This is a genomic window from Mesorhizobium sp. M2A.F.Ca.ET.037.01.1.1, from assembly GCF_003998075.1.
In the GTDB taxonomy this organism is placed as follows: Bacteria; Pseudomonadota; Alphaproteobacteria; order Rhizobiales; family Rhizobiaceae; genus Mesorhizobium.
Genome location: NZ_RZSA01001849.1, coordinates 1 through 412 on the forward strand (window position 1 = coordinate 1; position 412 = coordinate 412).

The 412-nt window shown below is 69.7% G+C and carries 1 pseudogene; it reads right to left on the reverse strand.

Features of this window, described 5'->3' with window-relative positions:
- Nucleotides 1-412, reverse strand: a pseudogene (locus EOA27_RS41390) (hypothetical protein); the annotation flags it as partial.

Consider the following 412-nt stretch of genomic DNA (forward strand, 5'->3'; position numbering starts at 1 on the left):
CTCCAGCGAGGTGCGGGGGCGAAGGCCGGGCACGGCAATGGCATCGGGCAAATCGTCCTGCGGCGGCAGCGAGGCGATCTGATACGCGCCGTCCTGGCCATTGTCCGCATTGTTAGCAGCATCGGGGCCGGCGACATCGGGCGCGTCGCTGTTTTGCAGCGCGACGGCGGTCGGAACATCCGCCGTATCCTCGGGCGCGACGTTGGCAAGCGCCAGCGCCAGTTCGGAAGCGCCTGGGGTCTCGGCCGGCTGCAAACCGAAGCGCGCTTCGATCGGGGCGTCCGGCTGTGCGCCGCCGAAGCGGCTTGCCGAAGGCAGGCTGGCCAGCAGGAACGGCGCCTTCTCGGCACGGGCAAAGGCGTCGGCAAGCTTCTGCGGCGAAAGCGCCGCGCGCTTCACAACGCCATCGAAG